A 17,039-nucleotide genomic window follows, 5' to 3' on the forward strand; every position below is an offset into this window, starting at 1 on the left:
TGTAGGCAGGTAGAATTTCTATAAGTTATCGAAATATTTTTCAGCATCAAGCGCCGCCATGCAGCCACTGGCGGCGCTGGTTACTGCTTGTCGGTAGATATGGTCCTGTACATCGCCTGCCGCAAAAACGCCGGGAATGCTTGTTGAGGTTGCACTACCCTGATTTCCGCTGCGCGTGATGATATAACCGTTTTCCATTTCCAATTGACCGGCGAAAATATCCGTATTGGGTTTATGTCCAATGGCGATAAAAACACCATGAACATCGATTGTTTTGGCGGTCTCATCTTGTGTGCTTTTGATGCGCATGCCGGTTACGCCGTTATCATCACCGAGTACTTCATCGAGGACGTAATTCAGTTCCAATTTAATGTTGCCGTTGCTGGTTTTCTCCATTAGCTTATCGATAAGAATCTTTTCGGAACGGAATTGTTCCCGTCGATGCACAACTGTAACCTTTCGGGCGATATTGGAAAGATACAGTGCTTCCTCTACGGCAGTATTGCCGCCGCCAATAACGGCAACATCCTGTCCCTTGTAAAAAAAACCGTCACAGGTTGCGCAGGCTGATACGCCGCGTCCCATAAACGCTTCTTCAGACGGGATGCCAAGATATTTTGCAGATGCGCCCGTGGCGATAATTAACACATCACATGTGTATGTTCCCTGGTCACCTGTTAATGTGATCGGTTTTTCCTTGAGTTTGGCCGTATGAATATGATCGAAAATAATTTCAGTATTAAACCGTTCTGCATGCTTTTGAAAACGCTCCATAAGCTCAGGACCTTGCACCCCCGCTGCATCAGCCGGCCAGTTATCGACATCGGTAGTTGTCATCAATTGGCCGCCCTGTTCCAGTCCGGTGATAATGACAGGGTTTAAATTTGCACGCGCTGCATAAACAGCAGCGGTATAGCCGGCAGGGCCGGAGCCGAGAATTAAAAGTGGGCAGTGTCTTGTCGTCATCATCTCAACCTGTTTTTGAAAAATGCGTCAACTATACTGAGTAATGCGCTTGATCTCAAGTTGAGCGAATTCATTTAAATGACATCAGTAAAAATTCAGAGCCTCAGAGAAAAGAGGTAAGAAAAAAAATGTTGACGGAGAATAGAACAACAAATACCTGTAGCTTGTCATGGAATTTTTCAAAAGATTTTGAAAAAGGGAAGAAAAAAGGCGATTTAAGCGCAGCTTATGCGAAGTTTCTAAAAAATATATGACTTATGTGAAGTGAAATACTCGCGTAAAATACGAATCTTCTGGATATAACGCCCTGGTAGCTCAGTGGATAGAGCAACCCCCTCCTAAGGGGTAGGTCGCACGTTCGATTCGTGCTCAGGGCGCCAAAATAATCATATAGTTAATACTTTTTAGCTAGTGAATATATTTATTAGGGTTACTCTGGGGTTACGAGTGGCTGATATGGTAAACGAGAGATAATAAGACTAGAGTATTTATGATTAATACTTAATCTGGAGGGTGTCGATAGTCGCACTCAATCTGATTTTGTTAATTTCTCAAAGGATTGGTTTGCATTTGATTTGTTAAATTAAATGCTTTAACGCTTCAAAAATTAAATAAAAAAGTTAAGGACTTTTATTTTTTGATGCACTAAGTTTTTTGCGAGGTTTGCATTGCCCGCATAATTCTAAATTTCTAAAGTACCTTGGAAAGCACTTAAATAGCCTTTCTAGCTCTAATAAATGTCCTAATACTAAAGAACGTATAAACAAAGTCGTAAATCAAATTATTTGTGGCGAAATGTGAACTTTATTTTAAATAGGGGAGAGAGTTACAAGAGTTTAATTGATTGTGTTGACTACTTTTAGTAGAATGTATTAAACCGCGTGTAAGGTTATATATTATTTATCTTAGTTTTAATGGGGCTGTCTTTAACCTTGAATAAGTCATGAGCGGCATTCAAGAACAGTTGTTCAATTTGCAAATAGCTCAACTGGGGCATGATGAGTTATTTCATAAAGAAATTACGCGGCTTAGCATACATCAGCGCCTAAATCATATGGCCCTGCATTTTGCTAAATATTCCGGCAAAATCTGCGATTGTATCTTGAACAATCCCAATGAACAAACTCTAAAAAGAGTTGTTATTGATTCTTTCATTATATCAGTAACATGTGCAAACATTCTCAATCTGCGTATTTCTGACAGATTAATCCCTTCTGACAAACAAAAATTTTCGAGCTTAGATGAACTAGGCAATGATTTAATCAGGCAATTAGGAGTTGATATCCATGACTCCTTATGGCTAATAAAAGCTTTTCCTGTTGTTGCTGGAGAATTCGCTAAAGCTTGTGAATCAGTCGATCATCTCGAATCTTTTAGATACAGAGAATCAATGATTGATAGTGTTACAAGAATATGTTCGCTCATACTTGTCGCTGCATCGCAGTTAAAGGTCGATTTAGTCTCCGAAACGCCATTACGATTAAACGAAGTCAAGAAAAAATCTATTTTCTTTGACCATTACACAAACCTTTAGATCAAAAAATTACCGACATGGCATTTTGGAGTAGTCAAACCCTTGAGCAGAAATTACCTTGTCTGATTTCTCCTTTTAACCCTTCTAACATAGATCAAGCGTCGTACGCTCTTGAAATTGGGAATGAAATTTTTGTTACAAAGGATCATCGTAATTTTAATGATCCCCATGCTAAGACAATTTTGCTAGAAAACCAAGATTTTGTTATTCCACCTGGGCAATTTGCGTTTTTATTAACCAAAGAATGCATAAGAATTCCAAAAGATGCTATTGCCTTTATATCGATTAGAGCGCAATTCAAACATAAAGGACTTGTAAATATTTCGGGATTTCATGTTGATCCTGGGTTTCATGGCAACTTGTTGTTCTCATTCTATAATGCTGGGCCAACTCCTATTCATCTGAGCCAAGGGTTGCCTTTTTTCTTAATATGGTTTGCCGATCTTGATCATGAAGACAGTAAATATAGAAAAGAGCAAGGTTATAACAGTATTCCAGTGAACGTTTTGAATCAAATTTCTACTGACGAAATTTATTCATTGCAAACTCTAACAAAAGAATTTCGTGATGTTGAGTCAAAAGTATCTGATAAACTAAATCAAATTGAATCAATTAATAAAGAGATAATAATTACTAAAAGGGTAGTATGGACTATGGTTATAGCTATTATTTCAATAGTGACATATTTTAGTTCATCATTCATTAGCATGGGAAAATTTGTTATTGAGCAAAAGGAGGCTATTTATAACATACTTGAATATAAAGAAGTTTTAGATAATCTAGTTGATGAAAAAAATTCAGGAGAGCCATTTGGTTTAACCATAACTGAGGATCATTCAAAAAATTTAGACAATAAATGATTCAGGCAAGTGAACTCTATGATCAATATTGGAAATTCGCAGAAGAGCGACAGAACATTTTTTTTAAACGTTTAGCAGGGCAAAATAGCAGTTTAACAAAAGATTTTATTTTAAAGTCTTACCGTTTTACTAACGCTTATCGCGCTTCTGACAGAGTCAGCCAGTATCTTATCCGCCATGTTATTTTTTCCGGCGATCAATCTCCCAAAGAAGTTTTTTTCCGTACCCTACTTTTTCGCTTCTTCAATCGTATTTCAACTTGGGAAAAACTGTGCACTGCCTTAAAAGGACAAATCAGCTATGCTGATTATGATTTCCGACTGTATGACGCTATTCTGACGTCGTTTATTAATGGCAAAAATAAAATATACTCAGCAGCATATATCATGCCATCTGGTATCCGAGAATTTGGTTATCCACGCAAGCATCAGAATAATCTGAAATTACTGGAATGCATGATGCGAGATAATGTTCCAGATCGTATTACGGGTATTGGGAATCTTGAGAAAACTTTCAATATATTAAGAAGCTACCCAACCTTGGGTGATTTTCTGGCTTATCAATATGCTATCGATCTTGCTTATAGCGATCTTGAATGTGGTTTAGAAAGTGATTTTATTGCTCCGGGGCCGGGTGCGCTGCGAGGAATAAAAAAATGTTTTAGTGATATTAGCAAGTTTTCGCCAGCCGAAATTATTCATTATGTTACTGATCGGCAAAATGAAGAGTTTTCGATTCGCGGTATAAGTTTTAAAAAATTATATGGACGTGATTTGCAATTAATAGATTGCCAAAATATTTTTTGCGAAATAGATAAATATGCCAGAGCTTATCGCCCCGACCTTACAGCTGGAGGACGTACGCGAATAAAACAGAAATTTTCTCTTAGTAATGAACCTATTAAGCTTTTTTATCCTCCTAAATGGGGAATAAATGATCAAATTCCTGAGTATTATCGCTCATAGAATAAAGCGAATTTTAATATAGCTTGAATCAATGCGGGTTTGCTGCGCAGTTGCACTTGGCCGGTCGCCAAGTCAATGATTTGGTAATACACACATAAATTACCGAATATGAATTATCTTACTATCTTCCCGGTACTGGAGTCATATTTATAATTAACAATTGATCCATCCTTGATCTTTTCAATCATTTCATCAATCACGAATAGCGGAACCAAGAACCATTCGCGTGGTACAACAGGATTTCCAAATCTGTCTTTAATTTCAATATTAAGTTTCGCCGATTCAAAAAACCTGTGAATCAAATTTTCCAGTTTCACGCGATTTATGTTTGAAAGCTCATATGTGGCCACAATCTCAACATCAGCCATAAGGAAAGTAGGGTCTAGTTTGGCATTGGCGACACGTCTTTCAATATTACTGCTGGTTACACCGATTTTATGGATAACATCACGGTGTTCTTGAATCTGCGGATGTTCTGATTTGCTGCGAAGTACATAAATTGTGCCAGTTTCCGTATCACCTTCTTCAGCCACATCGGTAAACAGGATGCCACTTGAGGGCTTGATAATTCTGCGGCTGGTTTCATCTTTGTTTAATGCTCGTTGCAATGACCTCATAAGAATGTCGCTTTCAGTGCCATTGTCATAGATTACACGCAATCTACAATCTGGACGGCCATAATTTGCGATGAATTCTTCCCCTGCTTCTGCAACAAAGACTTTCTGACCACCAAGAATGAAAAAATCTCCTTGTTCGACCTGTGCATCATCTTTGAATTTACGGGTTGTGCGAATTCCAGATGTCAACTCTTCTTGTACTTCGGCAAATAATGGTTTGAATTTTCCGAAGTCAAGACATGGGGTACGTTTGGCAATTTCTTCGGCGGCTTTTATTTCCGCACGGGATTTTACATGCGTTAGTTTTGTAATGTCATTGCTACCGGCATTCAGTACGCCCAATTCCGAGAGCAGAGTATCGTCATCCAGATTATCCATTTCATGTTGAACGACAGTTGGGTCGTTGGTAAGCAGGCCATGCCTGTCTTTATCAGCCAGAACTGCACGGCATTCCTGTGAATCACGGATTTTGTCTAGTCTCACAGCGTAAAGCCGTTCGAAAATATCCCGTTCCTCACCGTGTATAGGTACACGGCCATGCTGTTCAAAAAATCGTTCAATATCCTCAAAACCGGCAATGATACGTTCTTCTCGTGGAGTCCGGTTTCCGGTCTTTTTAATTTCCACCTCAACACCAAGCTCGGCGAGAAGCGCATTATCTTCATCCGTAAGACCTGCCTTAGCCATTCGCTGCCTCCGCTTTCATTCGCGCAAGAAAAGCAACACCTTCGGCCATTCGTTTTTCCCAGGGATCTTGTGATGTCAGAGATGGAAGTCTTCCGCGTTCTTGCTTGAATTTTAGCGCTCGTTTTGCCAATTCGCGCGCTTCTTCAATAGTGAGGTTTACTTTTTTACTGGCAATCACCAAAGCCACCTGTTTTAAACTATCTTCATTCATGGCTTTAGCCAGAATCGCATAAGCTTCATTGAATGGGTTAATGTGATCAATTAGATCAATATCCAGTTCACGCACATCCATTGCAAACTTACGAACACCCTGAATCAAGGCAGTGTTACCGGTTTTTGTTGCGTCGCCTGTTGAATTAAGAGCTTTCTTTGCCTGTTGAGTCAGATTCAGCGCAGCAATAGCATGCTGTCGTACTGCTTCCTGATCTTCCTGATCCAATTCAGGGTATTTAGCCTTCACGATTTTGCCCATGCGTATTTGGGTCAGTTCCTCTGGCACCAGTTCGGAATCAAACAGGCCGCGCTCCAAAGAAGTTTTATCCTGTACAAATGCCGCAATAACCTCGTTTAAATCTTCCTTGCAAATGCGAGTGGCTTCCTTGCTTTTGGGTTCTACTAAACCCTTAATTTCGATTTGGAACTGACCTGTCTGCTGGTTGAAGCCGACATTCTCTTTATTGGGATCGTACCCTTCATCGCCATAATCATAACCCTCAGTGGGGCCGTTCTGTCTATTCTTCGGCGTAAAGTTGAATTTTGGAGCAAGTACTTGTTCCATCAACAGACTAGCTGCAATTGCTTTGAGCGTATCGTTTACAGCATTAGTCACAGCCTCCTCAGACGCATCCGGTTCAGCAATCAGATTGGTAAAACGTGCTTTAGTTTTATCCTTGGCGTCACGGGTGGCGCGGCCAATAATCTGAATGATTTCTGTCAAGCTTGAGCGATACCCAATCGTGAGTGCATGTTCGCACCAAATCCAGTCAAAGCCCTCTTTCGCCATGCCGAGAGCGATAATTATATCCACATAATCACGATTATATTTAGCAGCAGGGTCACGCAATGCAATGAGTACCTTATCCCGTTTTGCTTCATCATCCACCAAATCGGCTATTTTCAGCATGCCTTTTGGGGTTTTCACAAGATGAAAGCCGGTATTTTCATCAATACCCTGCCAATCACCCAGTTCATGAATGATATGCTCTACTTCTTTGATTTTATCTTTGGTGCTTTCACGTGAATTGACATTGGGGATATGAATAATTGTTTTTTCTTCGGGGTTGAGAACATTGAGGATTTCATCGGTATACGAGCCAGTGTAAAAGTAATAACCGATATCCAATTGCTTTAGGTACTGATAGCCGTTCAACTGCTCATAGTACGTATAAGTGACTGTCTCAAACCTGGCTTCATCTTGCGGAGTCAGCACAGCTTCGGCATCGCCACGAAAATAGGAACCCGTCATGGCGATAATATGCACTTTGTCCCGTGCAATGAATTGACCAAGGTGAGTTCCGAGTTTGTTATCGGGATTTGCACTCACATGGTGAAACTCATCGACAGCAATCAAACAATCGTCAAAGGCCATAACACCGAAGCGTTCCACGGCAAAGCGGAATGTTGCATGGGTGCAAACCAGTACACGCTCATTACTATCGAGGAAGGTTTTTACTGCACTAACTTTGCCACCATTGTCATCCCCTGGCGCATTGCAAAGATTCCACTGTGGAGCAACCTCCCAATCAGCCCAGAATCCGTATTGGGTTAACGGCTCGTTATTGAAACTGGCTCCGATGGTTTTCTCCGGTACTACGATAACCGCTTTCCTTAGCCCTTGGTTATATAGCTTATCCAGCGCGATGAACATTAAAGCACGACTTTTGCCTGATGCCGGTGGAGATTTGATCAGCAGATATTGTTCGCCGCGCTTTTCATAGGCACGTTCCTGCATGACGCGCATCCCCATTTCATTCGCTTTCGTGGAGCTGCCGTTGCAGGCGTAATTGACGGAAACAGAAGGAATGGATTTGATATTCATCATGATTTGGCAGTCTTTGTTGTTCGTAAATCCGCTGTTTTTTGCTCACCGGTTATTTTAGTATAGAGCTCGAACAATTTTTTCAATCGCTCGGTATCATTCTTGAAGCGGCGACCAATATAAATGCGTTCCAGCACTTCGTCGTTTCGTTCATGGGCATGGCGCAAATTTTCCGGCATGTTATCTGGATCATAAAGATCAGCTATGGTCGCTGGGAAATGTGCTTCACGAGCCAGCAGAATATCTTCCGTGCAACGGGTAAGATCAGCCTTGTTTTTTTCGGTAAGTGATGGAAGTGGAAAACTATTATAACAAACACCTGATGAATATCGAAAATCCGATTTCATTCTCCCTGCAGTAACGCTGATCCATGCTATGTGTAATTTTGAACAAATTACAGAGAATACATAAAGAGGTGAATCGTAAATTGCTTGCGCGGCATCGGAGATGATTATGTCACGCTCTAACAAGCCAATAGGAATATATTCCCGACGCTCAGAGGATACTCTAGGTATGATTATCTGATGATCTAATCCTATTATGGTTCTTTCAAATTTATGGGGTGTATCAATTCCTAATTTACCACGCTCGCTACCTGTTTCTCTATATTCCCTGATGCGTTGGAGACGCTCGTTTATAGGCGCAATAGAGTTAGCAAGCGATAAATCTTCATCTGAAATCCAAAGACAATAACGATCAACTCCATTAATGAACTCTTTAGAACCAAGAATTTTTCTGATTAATTTTATTGACGCAGGGTAAGACATGACTATCGCTTCTTTTTCAGAGGAGCTAAGCATAAAATTTTTTTTATCTCTCGGAATATTGCCTGTCACCATGGCCGGAAGATCAGAAATTGGAGAGGAATGCTTTTCAACAATAATATTCGCGCCATCCACAAGATAAGCATTGATATTTGTAACTTCTTTTTTTTGGTCATTGAAATAAATAAATTTTTTCCCAGAACCAGGTGAGCGAACACCAACGATAATGCATATAACATTGGCATTATTAGTGGCATTGTTTGACCAATAGAAACTTTGGTGAGCGAAGAATATCTCCTGATGTCTTGCGAAGATGTGTGGCCAAATGATTGAAACCTGTACCCCTTGACATATCGAGTTGGTTGAAACAAAAGCGAAAGCTCCGCTCTTAGAAATATATTCAGCAGCTTTCCAAAACCAACCAGCTATGTAGTCCACCGCATTCGAGATGTTTTTTCCCTTGAATACTGATTTCAAATCTTGTTTTTGAGCATCAGTTTGAAATTTATCACCCACATAAGGAGGGTTTCCGCATATATAGGTTTCTCCTCCTTCATTCTCAAAATCAATTTGTGCTTGATTCAACGGTGTATTGAATAAGTCATCACTATGCAGCTTGACACCAGTACCGGTTGGCGGACAAATACTCAGCCAATCTAGTCGCAACGCATTTCCGCAGGTGATCCAGTTTAGAGTATTCAGTGGCAGAAACTCCTTCAGAGCCAATTGTTCTCCACGATAAAGTACGTCGCATTGAAACTGGGCAATGATTAAGGCAAGCCTGGCAATTTCCGCCGGGAAATCACGTAATTCAATGCCGCGAAAATTTGTTGGCGGTATTCCGGAAGGTAAATCTGCTTCACCGCGTCGCTTGCTGATTTCTGCTTCAATGGCGCGCATCTCTTTGTAGGCGATCACCAAAAAATTTCCCGAACCACAGGCGGGGTCGAAAACCCGAATCCTGGCCATACGTTTGCGCAGATTCAGCAACATGCGCGAATTGTTTCCGGCTTCTTCAAGTTTGACTCGCAGATCATCCAGAAACAACGGATTAAGCACTTTCAGGATATTTGGCACGCTGGTGTAATGCATCCCCAGTGCCCCACGTTCTTCATCTTCCGCCACGGCCTGGATCATTGAGCCGAAAATGTCGGGATTGATTTTCTTCCAATCCAGATTGCCTACATGCAAAAGGTAGCTACGCGCTATTTTGCTGAAGCGGGGCGTTTCGGTGCTGCCGGAAAACAGTCCGCCGTTGACATAGGGAAATGAACCAGCCCAGCGGGGCAATTTTGCGATTGTACGTTCTTCTGTTTTCGTATTCATGGCACGAAAGATTTCACTGATGACCTCGTGTGTATTCGATGAATCCTTTGCGCTCATTTGCGTTATGGTGTCAGTAAACAAACCAATACCATCAAAAATATCAGTATCCTCGGCAAAAAAGCAAAAAATAAGTCGTGCCATAAAATGATTCATGTCATGGCGTCGATCTGCACTTCCCCAATCTGGGTTTTCTTTCAACAGCTCCACATAAAGACGGTTGAGTCGACCAGTGGCTTTGATGTCAAAAGAATTTTCGCGAATTTGCTTTATGGTTGTTATTCCAGCCAATGGCAGAAAGAAACCGAAATGGTCTGGAAAATCCTTGTAGGCACAAGCAACCGTTTCACCACTGGTGATATCTTCCGCTTCAAATTCATTACCATCGGTAGCGAGAATAAATTTTGCTTTCTGGCGGCTGGTCGCTGGGCTGTTTCTCAGTTTCTCAAGTGCTTTCTGAACTTCGCCAGCAGAACAAGCGGCTATGTGGATATTGTTATACTGAAGTACTGCCCCTTCAATATCGCTCTTATTCGTATTTCCACTTTTCAGGCGATTGATTGTGGTGGCCTTATTTCCAAAAGCTTCCAGGAAAGCATAAGGAAATTCTTCTGGAACAAATGGCTGTTCCGCTAATCTGGATATTGATTCTTCAATTTCTACTGCGTTCAAGTCGCCACCATGTCAGATAACTATTTTTTTGTTCACTGATTCACTTATCAATCTTGCTTATGCTGATTTGTTGATTATACCCGCTGTGTTCTTCGGTCATGTGATTATGGACTGTCCTATAAAGAATCATTTTTTGATTAAACTTTTATACCCGAATCACGAAAATATTGCATCATCCCATGGGCAAGTTCATTGATATCAGTTTCAGAGGTTTTTCTTGGTGCTGCGAGTTGTTTAAGAATCTCACTTTGACGATGCTCTGCCACTTGTCCATAACTAAGAAAAGTAGTCATTACACCTTCATGTCCCAGATTCTGGCTCCATGCCTTGAATTCTTCGGGTGTTTTGCAGATTGTCTCGCCGAGAGTTGCTAGTGTATTCCTGAAACTGTGTGGGTTAAAGTAAGGTAATCCCGCGGACTCAAAAGCATTTTTGAAAATACCTCTAACCGGTGCAGTGGTACTCCAATGTTTTCGTTTCAATCCAATAACACCAAATTGATAATTTTCATTTAAACCGATTTCTGTCATTGGAAAAAGTGGATCATCATTGCCCCAAAGTTTTTGTTCTTTTAGATAATCGATCCAGTCAGCAACAATCCGTCGAACTTCATCGCCAACGGGGAAAAAATATGTGACAAAGGTTTTACTGAACTTGGTACTGACATCACGCGCATCTTGGAATACGCTATTATTTTGGAAATTGACATGTTTTAGTTTGATCGAAACGAGTGCACCATCCCTTGCACCTGTTAGTAAACTAAATGCGATTAATGCCTTATTGCGGCGTTCTATATCCGTATGATTGGGCATCAATTGAATGGCGTGCTTGATTTGTTCTATCGTCGGAACAGTCTTTTGCCGCCGGGCAGTTGCGATACGCATATCTTTGCTTGATATGTTGAAGTATTCCGCATCAGAATATTGAATGCGTGATTTGTAGCCCGGTTCCCTGGCTAACCACTCAAAGAATTTTTTAAGGCTTGCCATTGTTGAATGGAGAGTTGCTTTGCTGAGTTTTTTACCAGTCTGTTTGTTGATTTGTTCAGATAAATGTTTTTTAAATGCAATTGCCTGTTGATAATGGAATAATTTGAAATCCCGGTACTTGTTATAGTTCTCAAAGCGTGCAATAGCTTTGGCTACCCCATCGATGGTTTGTTCACTTTGGCGCATGGCTTCTTTGAGAAACGAAAAGTATTTACGCTTGATTCTTTCATTATCCGGATGATGTTTGTTCATGATGTTTTTATCCTTTGCTGAAGTCACTGTTTACGGTGGGATTAATGCACGGTGTTATGTGTAATCCTGCCAGCGATTGAGCAATACTCGAGTAAGCCGGTATTCGTAATAATTTATCCAAGCTGATGCGCCTGTTCATGATAGATTCGCAATCTGGACATAAGGCTACAAGATTTCCTAGAGTGTCAGTGATGGTTCTGTATTCAATCAAATCTGCATCAGGTTTTTTTGGTTCACGGCACCGTACACAATAAATTTCATCCGGCTTGCAGGATCGTTTGTTCTTAGTTCTTTTAGCTTCAAGAAAAACACGGAGGTCTCGTCCCAGAATTAGAAATGGTCGTTTCTTTCCACAAACAGGTAATCCCTGCTTGATCCAACTGCCGATCGTATTTTTATGAACTTGAAACAAGTTGGCAGTTTCTTCAATGGTGTAATTCCGATGTAGTTTTGCCAACCGCGGATTGGACAAGCGCTTACCCATTAATCAATTGCTCCATCAAATACATTGATCCAATTTAAACCTATAGTATGGCGATTTAGAAAGGTGCACGGTGGGCGGGTCATATGTTTTGAGAAATTGCTGTTTTGACACGGTTGGCGGGTTATATTTAACTGTTTCGCCGGAAGAGTCACACGCTGGACGTGTCATATCAACTACTTTTGACACGCCGGGTGAGGGAGTGGATTTAATTTTAATCGGTGGCAACGGTTCATGTTTTCGCCACCAGCTATACGGTCTTTCGGTAGCTTTAATGTCGAGTTTCCCACCACATTCATCAGTCGCAAAAAAGGTTAAAGCGTAGAGATGCGGGCGTTTACGGTCACCGTAACGTGAAACAACGATCAATTCGACATCAAGCAATTCTTTGCGGGCTTTGTTGAGTGTATCGCGTGACTTCCAGCCGCGTTTCTCCATCACTGACCATGCTAGGCAAAGGTCGCCATTGTTGAAACCCCTGTATTGCGTCAGCAGGTCAATAAGTAGCTTTATAGCATGAGCGGATAATCCGGTAAAAGCCTGGCTTCCAAGTAGGCAATGCGGTAAAGCTGCAAACCCACCGGGTTCCCGGCGTTCGGGAGACAGCCAGTTTTTCTTTCTCCTAATGCTCATGCACTATAAGTAATTTTGGCGTTTAAGATTAAGATTCGCCACCGATAGTGCGACGATCAAGAAAGGCATCTAGTGCAGATTTGCGGTATTTGACTAGGCGGCCAACTTTCACAAATTGTATGTTATAGCGGCCAACACATCTCCAAACACTGAGTGTATTTTCAGTTACGCCGATATATGCGGCTGCCTCGGATGGTGTTAATAATGGGTCTGAAGATTGTTTTCTTAGGATTTGTGCGATTGCACTGTCTGCATCCATAATATTCCCTCATATTTAATTAGTAATGTTCAGTTACAGAGAGAATTTTATGGAAGAATGGCTTGATACAATAAGGATGTTATTTTATGAATTTAATGAGAAAAGTTCCCCGGAACTTAAATGCTAAATAATGCACATAATCCTCCCGGTTATCACCCAACAAGTTTGCGTACGTAGTCTGAATCTACATTTGGTCTATCAAAAACAACTTCGGTTGTCATCGCTACAACATCATGCAGAGGTTGCTTATAGACATATCTAAGATATTGAGAAAGTTTGCGAACAAAGTAATGAATACCAGCATTCTCAGAGTTTGGTTTTTTTACTGAAAGTTCTTCCTCACCGTATTGTCTTGCTTTTTCAGATATGTCATTCAGAATATCAGAAATTTGAGGCATAATTTCGGAAACAACCAAATCAGCAATAAATGTATCGTATGGAGAATCCAATAGCTTTAGTAATTTTTCAAGGTCGCTATTGTCAACAAAATTAGTTAATGAATAATAGTCAAACCTACCGGATTTCTTCATTAAGTTTATTAATTTTTGGCTTGTTTCATGTATTTCATTGTAAAAAATCTTTCTGTCCGCGGAAGTGTGTTTTAAGTCATTTTTCCAACCTTCAATACCATCTTCACACACAGAAAAAAATAAACAAAAATAAAGATCATCATCGGTTCTTTTTGTAAGCGCTCCCCAAACCTTTTTCATTCTTAAATCTGTAATTAGTTTTCCAAGCAAAGCAGCACTTTCTTGATCACTACCTTTAGAGATGGTTAGAAAAAGATATTTATTGTAAAACTCCAATCCTTCTACGTCTGTTATATTCGCGCTATCGTAAACAATAGGCGCCTCGCGATAGAGCTTATTTTTATGTTGTTCAATAAGTACTTTTGGCGCCCACTCCGGGTATTTCATATTTTTCTTATTGCTCTCTTGGTTTCGGTATTAACTGAATCAGCATTTATTTTTTCGACTCAGTTGCACCACACTATTGCCGTTCCTCAATCCTGCTGCTTTTAGTATTGCATTAGTGGCTGTATTAACACTATCACGTACTGGATCAAGATCAAGACGAGCATAAATTGCTGTTGTATTCTGATTTTTATGATTGAGCGATTTGCCGATAATCGCCAATGAAGCGCCTGTTTTGGCTTGCCAGCTTCCCAAAGTGCGTCTTAAATCATGAATGCGCAAATCTTCAATTTCTGCACGTTTTAAAATGCGCTTCCAGCCTTTTTTGGGTTCTTCAAGGTGTCCTGATTTACTACTACTAGGAAAAACAAATACATCGTCATTAACTGGTTTTCTGCTCTGCAAGACTGCTATGGCTTCAGGCGATAATGTTATTGTATGTGGTGTACCATTTTTAGTTTCTTGTATGCGCCATTCTTGCCGCTCATAATTAATATCTGACCATTTCATTGATAGAACATTTGAACGCCGCGCACCTGTTAGTAATGACATCAATACATAGTCACGTATTGTTTCATTTTCTTCTTCCGCTAATGATTTGAAGAATCTAGGCAATTCATCGCTTTGTAAAAACCTATCGCGGGATAATTCAGGAAACTTAGCAATACCATGTGCAGGATTCTCACCGCTCCATATTCTCCATTCATTGATTGCTTTATTAAACATTACATGAAGCAATTTGAGGACGATATTAGCCGTTACTTGTCCATTGTTACGGCCAATCTTTTTATGAAGCCTGTCCACCTCTTCGTGTTTAATAGATGATAGTTTTCTTTTGCACCAATCAGATAAATAAAGCCGATAAGTGTCTTTGGGCTTGTCTGGTCTACGATTAAAAACTGCTCGGCGTTCCATGTATTCTTGAAACAAATCATCTAAAGTCATCTCTCGTTTTGATTCGCGTATTATTTCAGCTGGGCTTTTACCTGTAATCATCTGTAGATTAATTTCTGCCGCCATTTTTCTCGCTTTTTCGACGGTCATATCAGGATATCGACCTAATGTAACTCTCTCAGGTTTGCCATTTTTGATACGACGGAAAACACTAAAGGTTTTTGTGCCGGTTGGAGTTATGCGAATCTGTAAACTTGAAATCTTTGTATCATGGTATGTGTCTCGTTTACCCGCCTCAGGTATTGGAAGTGCCTCAATATTTGTTTTATTGAATATGATTTTTTTTGCCATATCATTACCAATCCGGGGTTACAGTGGGGTTACATTATAGATAAAAAGTGATATGAAATTATTAATTCTGATTAATCATTATATTAATATAACAGCATGATTAATATACTAACATTAATCTTGATTAAATATCATTAATATTGCGGCCTTGAAACTCCTAAGGGGTAGGTCGCACGTTCGATTCGTGCTCAGGGCGCCAATAGATCAAAGCGTTAGTTCTACTTTGTCAGAATACCCAAAAGCCACTTTTCGCCTAGCAAAAGACTTTTTAGCGCTGAGCCGTCGCCGGTGCCGCTTATGAATAACATCTGCCAGATCCTCGGTGGTAAGTTGTCTTTCTGGCAGCATGTGCGCTAATGCGGTCACCAGGTCATTGAAGGATAACATCGGCCATTGCTTGCGCCCAAGCATCTTTTGCTTGACCAAGAATAGCGTTGCCAGCATGACTAGCGCCATGTGATGATGCCATGCATCCCACCGGCGCACTTGATAATCAGCCATGCCACATTCGCTTTTTGCTTCATGAAAGCTGTGCTCAATGAAGAAACGCTGCGCCTGTACTTGCGCCAGTTGCTGTAACGGTGTTTCAAGTGACGCGTTGGATAAGCTATAATGCGATATTTCGCTAGCGCCAACCTCCCGCTTTGCCAGCAAGTGCCAGCGATGCGCTTGTTTCTCGCTGCCATCCCATACCCATACAAATGCATGAAGATATTCCGCTTCCAGCATACCTTTCTCGCCTTCGCGCAGTTTAATGCGCCGCCATACTGCATCCGGCTGCTCTGATACCCATTGATCAACACGTATCGCCTCAGATTGTGCTTTCAGGCGTTTCGGTTGCCTGCCACGGCTATTCCAGGCAGGAATGCCCGGTTTTGGGTCTTCAAGATAAACCATCTGCCGACAGTGAACATCAGCGACAAATGTGCAGCCAAGTTTATCAACACCACGCAAGAAAGCAGGATCCTTGCCATAGCCGCCATCAATGCCGACATAACCAAAACGCACACCGCGTTGTTTGGCTGTTTCGATCATTGATAATGCAATCTCGCATTTGCTTTGATAATACTGGCATGCCTCAGGTATTGCTGCTTTCTTGCAACGATCCGAATCGCTCATCCAATGTTGTGGCAAATACAGGCGCGCATCAATCAAACTGGCCATGCTGTTTTGGCACAAACTGGCAAATACACCAACCTGACAATTGTCTACCTTACCAAGACGGCCATTCCATTGTCGGGAAACACCTGCTGATGATTCGCCTTTCTTCGCAAAAGCGCTTTCATCGATAATCAAAACAGCAGCAGAACCACCCAACAACGCATCCGTCTCAATCGCAATCTGCTCGCCAAATCCATTCCAGTCAATCGCGTCTGATGTCAGCATGTGTTGCATCGCCTGGTGGTCAACTTCATTGACTTCGCCCATGCGTAACATATTTGCTCGTTCAGATTGAAACAGTCCACGCAGGTAGCCATAGAATGTCGCTGACGCATCGCGCGTCGCCGATACAAAAAATGATGAAAATAACGATAAATGTGCGCTAAGCGCTTCTGGAAGCCCCTGAAGGGCAAATTGGAGTGACCGTTTAGTATTTTCACGACATGATCGTGATTAATAATTATTAAACAAAGTGTTATTATACATCAGTTTGATACACTTTTGGGGTCATTTGAATCTGACAAAGTAGAATTAGGCATTGCGTCTATCCACTGATTTTCTATTTCGGCACAATTTCAGCACAGTTCGTGCGAAGAGGGGCGAAAATAGCAACAATCACCAAAACGCCTTCAGGTACTTACAAAGTTCAAATCAGAAAGTCTGGTATTCCTTCAATTAC

The 17,039-nt window shown here is 41.0% G+C and carries 13 protein-coding genes and 1 tRNA gene; 4 read left to right on the top strand and 10 right to left on the bottom strand.

The genetic code is table 11. The features are described 5' to 3' along the window. Positions 1-18: 18 nt before the first annotated feature. Entirely contained in the window at positions 19-966 is a 948-nt protein-coding gene (trxB, locus tag MRK00_07290; protein ID MDR4517175.1) for a thioredoxin-disulfide reductase, read from the bottom strand. 304 nt (positions 967-1,270) lie between these two features. Here trxB and MRK00_07295 point away from each other — a divergent pair. The 4 genes from MRK00_07295 (at position 1,271) to MRK00_07310 (ending at position 4,325) form a co-directional block, all read left to right on the top strand. Further along, positions 1,271-1,346: transfer RNA gene (locus MRK00_07295), tRNA-Arg, on the top strand. Between the two features lie 563 nt (positions 1,347-1,909). Next, complete coding sequence (locus MRK00_07300; GenBank protein ID MDR4517176.1) at positions 1,910-2,500, top strand: hypothetical protein; 591 nt, start codon at positions 1,910-1,912, stop codon at positions 2,498-2,500. Between the two features lie 17 nt (positions 2,501-2,517). After that, positions 2,518-3,360, top strand: a complete 843-nt coding sequence (locus MRK00_07305) for a hypothetical protein (GenBank protein ID MDR4517177.1) — start codon at positions 2,518-2,520, stop codon at positions 3,358-3,360. After that, the gene (locus tag MRK00_07310; protein ID MDR4517178.1) at positions 3,357-4,325 is read left to right on the top strand and encodes a putative DNA base hypermodification protein; all 969 of its coding nucleotides are present in this window, start codon (positions 3,357-3,359) and stop codon (positions 4,323-4,325) included. The genes MRK00_07305 and MRK00_07310 overlap by 4 nt, the downstream gene beginning before the upstream one ends. 113 nt (positions 4,326-4,438) lie before the next feature. On the opposite strand, the gene MRK00_07315 is transcribed toward MRK00_07310, so the two are convergent. The 9 genes from MRK00_07315 to MRK00_07355 form a co-directional block, all read right to left on the bottom strand. Next, positions 4,439-5,629: a GIY-YIG nuclease family protein gene (locus MRK00_07315; GenBank protein ID MDR4517179.1), complete on the bottom strand. Its 1,191-nt coding sequence runs from the start codon at positions 5,627-5,629 to the stop codon at positions 4,439-4,441. Then, positions 5,622-7,670: a DEAD/DEAH box helicase gene (locus tag MRK00_07320; protein ID MDR4517180.1), complete on the bottom strand. Its 2,049-nt coding sequence runs from the start codon at positions 7,668-7,670 to the stop codon at positions 5,622-5,624. Before MRK00_07320 ends, MRK00_07315 begins: the two co-directional genes overlap by 8 nt. Then, positions 7,667-10,426 carry a lactate dehydrogenase gene (locus MRK00_07325; protein ID MDR4517181.1) on the bottom strand — a complete coding sequence of 920 codons (2,760 nt, stop codon included), beginning with the start codon at positions 10,424-10,426 and terminating at the stop codon, positions 7,667-7,669. Before MRK00_07325 ends, MRK00_07320 begins: the two co-directional genes overlap by 4 nt. A gap of 137 nt (positions 10,427-10,563) precedes the next feature. After that, complete coding sequence (locus MRK00_07330) at positions 10,564-11,667, bottom strand: tyrosine-type recombinase/integrase (protein MDR4517182.1); 1,104 nt, start codon at positions 11,665-11,667, stop codon at positions 10,564-10,566. A gap of 499 nt (positions 11,668-12,166) precedes the next feature. Further along, entirely contained in the window at positions 12,167-12,781 is a 615-nt protein-coding gene (locus MRK00_07335) for a hypothetical protein (protein ID MDR4517183.1), read from the bottom strand. 28 nt (positions 12,782-12,809) lie between these two features. Then, positions 12,810-13,040 carry a helix-turn-helix domain-containing protein gene (locus tag MRK00_07340; GenBank protein ID MDR4517184.1) on the bottom strand — a complete coding sequence of 77 codons (231 nt, stop codon included), beginning with the start codon at positions 13,038-13,040 and terminating at the stop codon, positions 12,810-12,812. Between the two features lie 152 nt (positions 13,041-13,192). Next, positions 13,193-13,957 carry a hypothetical protein gene (locus MRK00_07345; protein MDR4517185.1) on the bottom strand — a complete coding sequence of 255 codons (765 nt, stop codon included), beginning with the start codon at positions 13,955-13,957 and terminating at the stop codon, positions 13,193-13,195. A 39-nt stretch (positions 13,958-13,996) separates the two neighbouring features. After that, complete coding sequence (locus tag MRK00_07350; GenBank protein ID MDR4517186.1) at positions 13,997-15,199, bottom strand: site-specific integrase; 1,203 nt, start codon at positions 15,197-15,199, stop codon at positions 13,997-13,999. 204 nt (positions 15,200-15,403) lie between these two features. Then, positions 15,404-16,660: an IS701 family transposase gene (locus tag MRK00_07355; GenBank protein MDR4517187.1), complete on the bottom strand. Its 1,257-nt coding sequence runs from the start codon at positions 16,658-16,660 to the stop codon at positions 15,404-15,406. Between the last annotated feature and the right edge of the window lie 379 nt (positions 16,661-17,039).

It is taken from the genome of Nitrosomonas sp., assembly GCA_031316255.1.
In the GTDB taxonomy this organism is placed as follows: domain Bacteria; phylum Pseudomonadota; class Gammaproteobacteria; order Burkholderiales; family Nitrosomonadaceae; genus Nitrosomonas.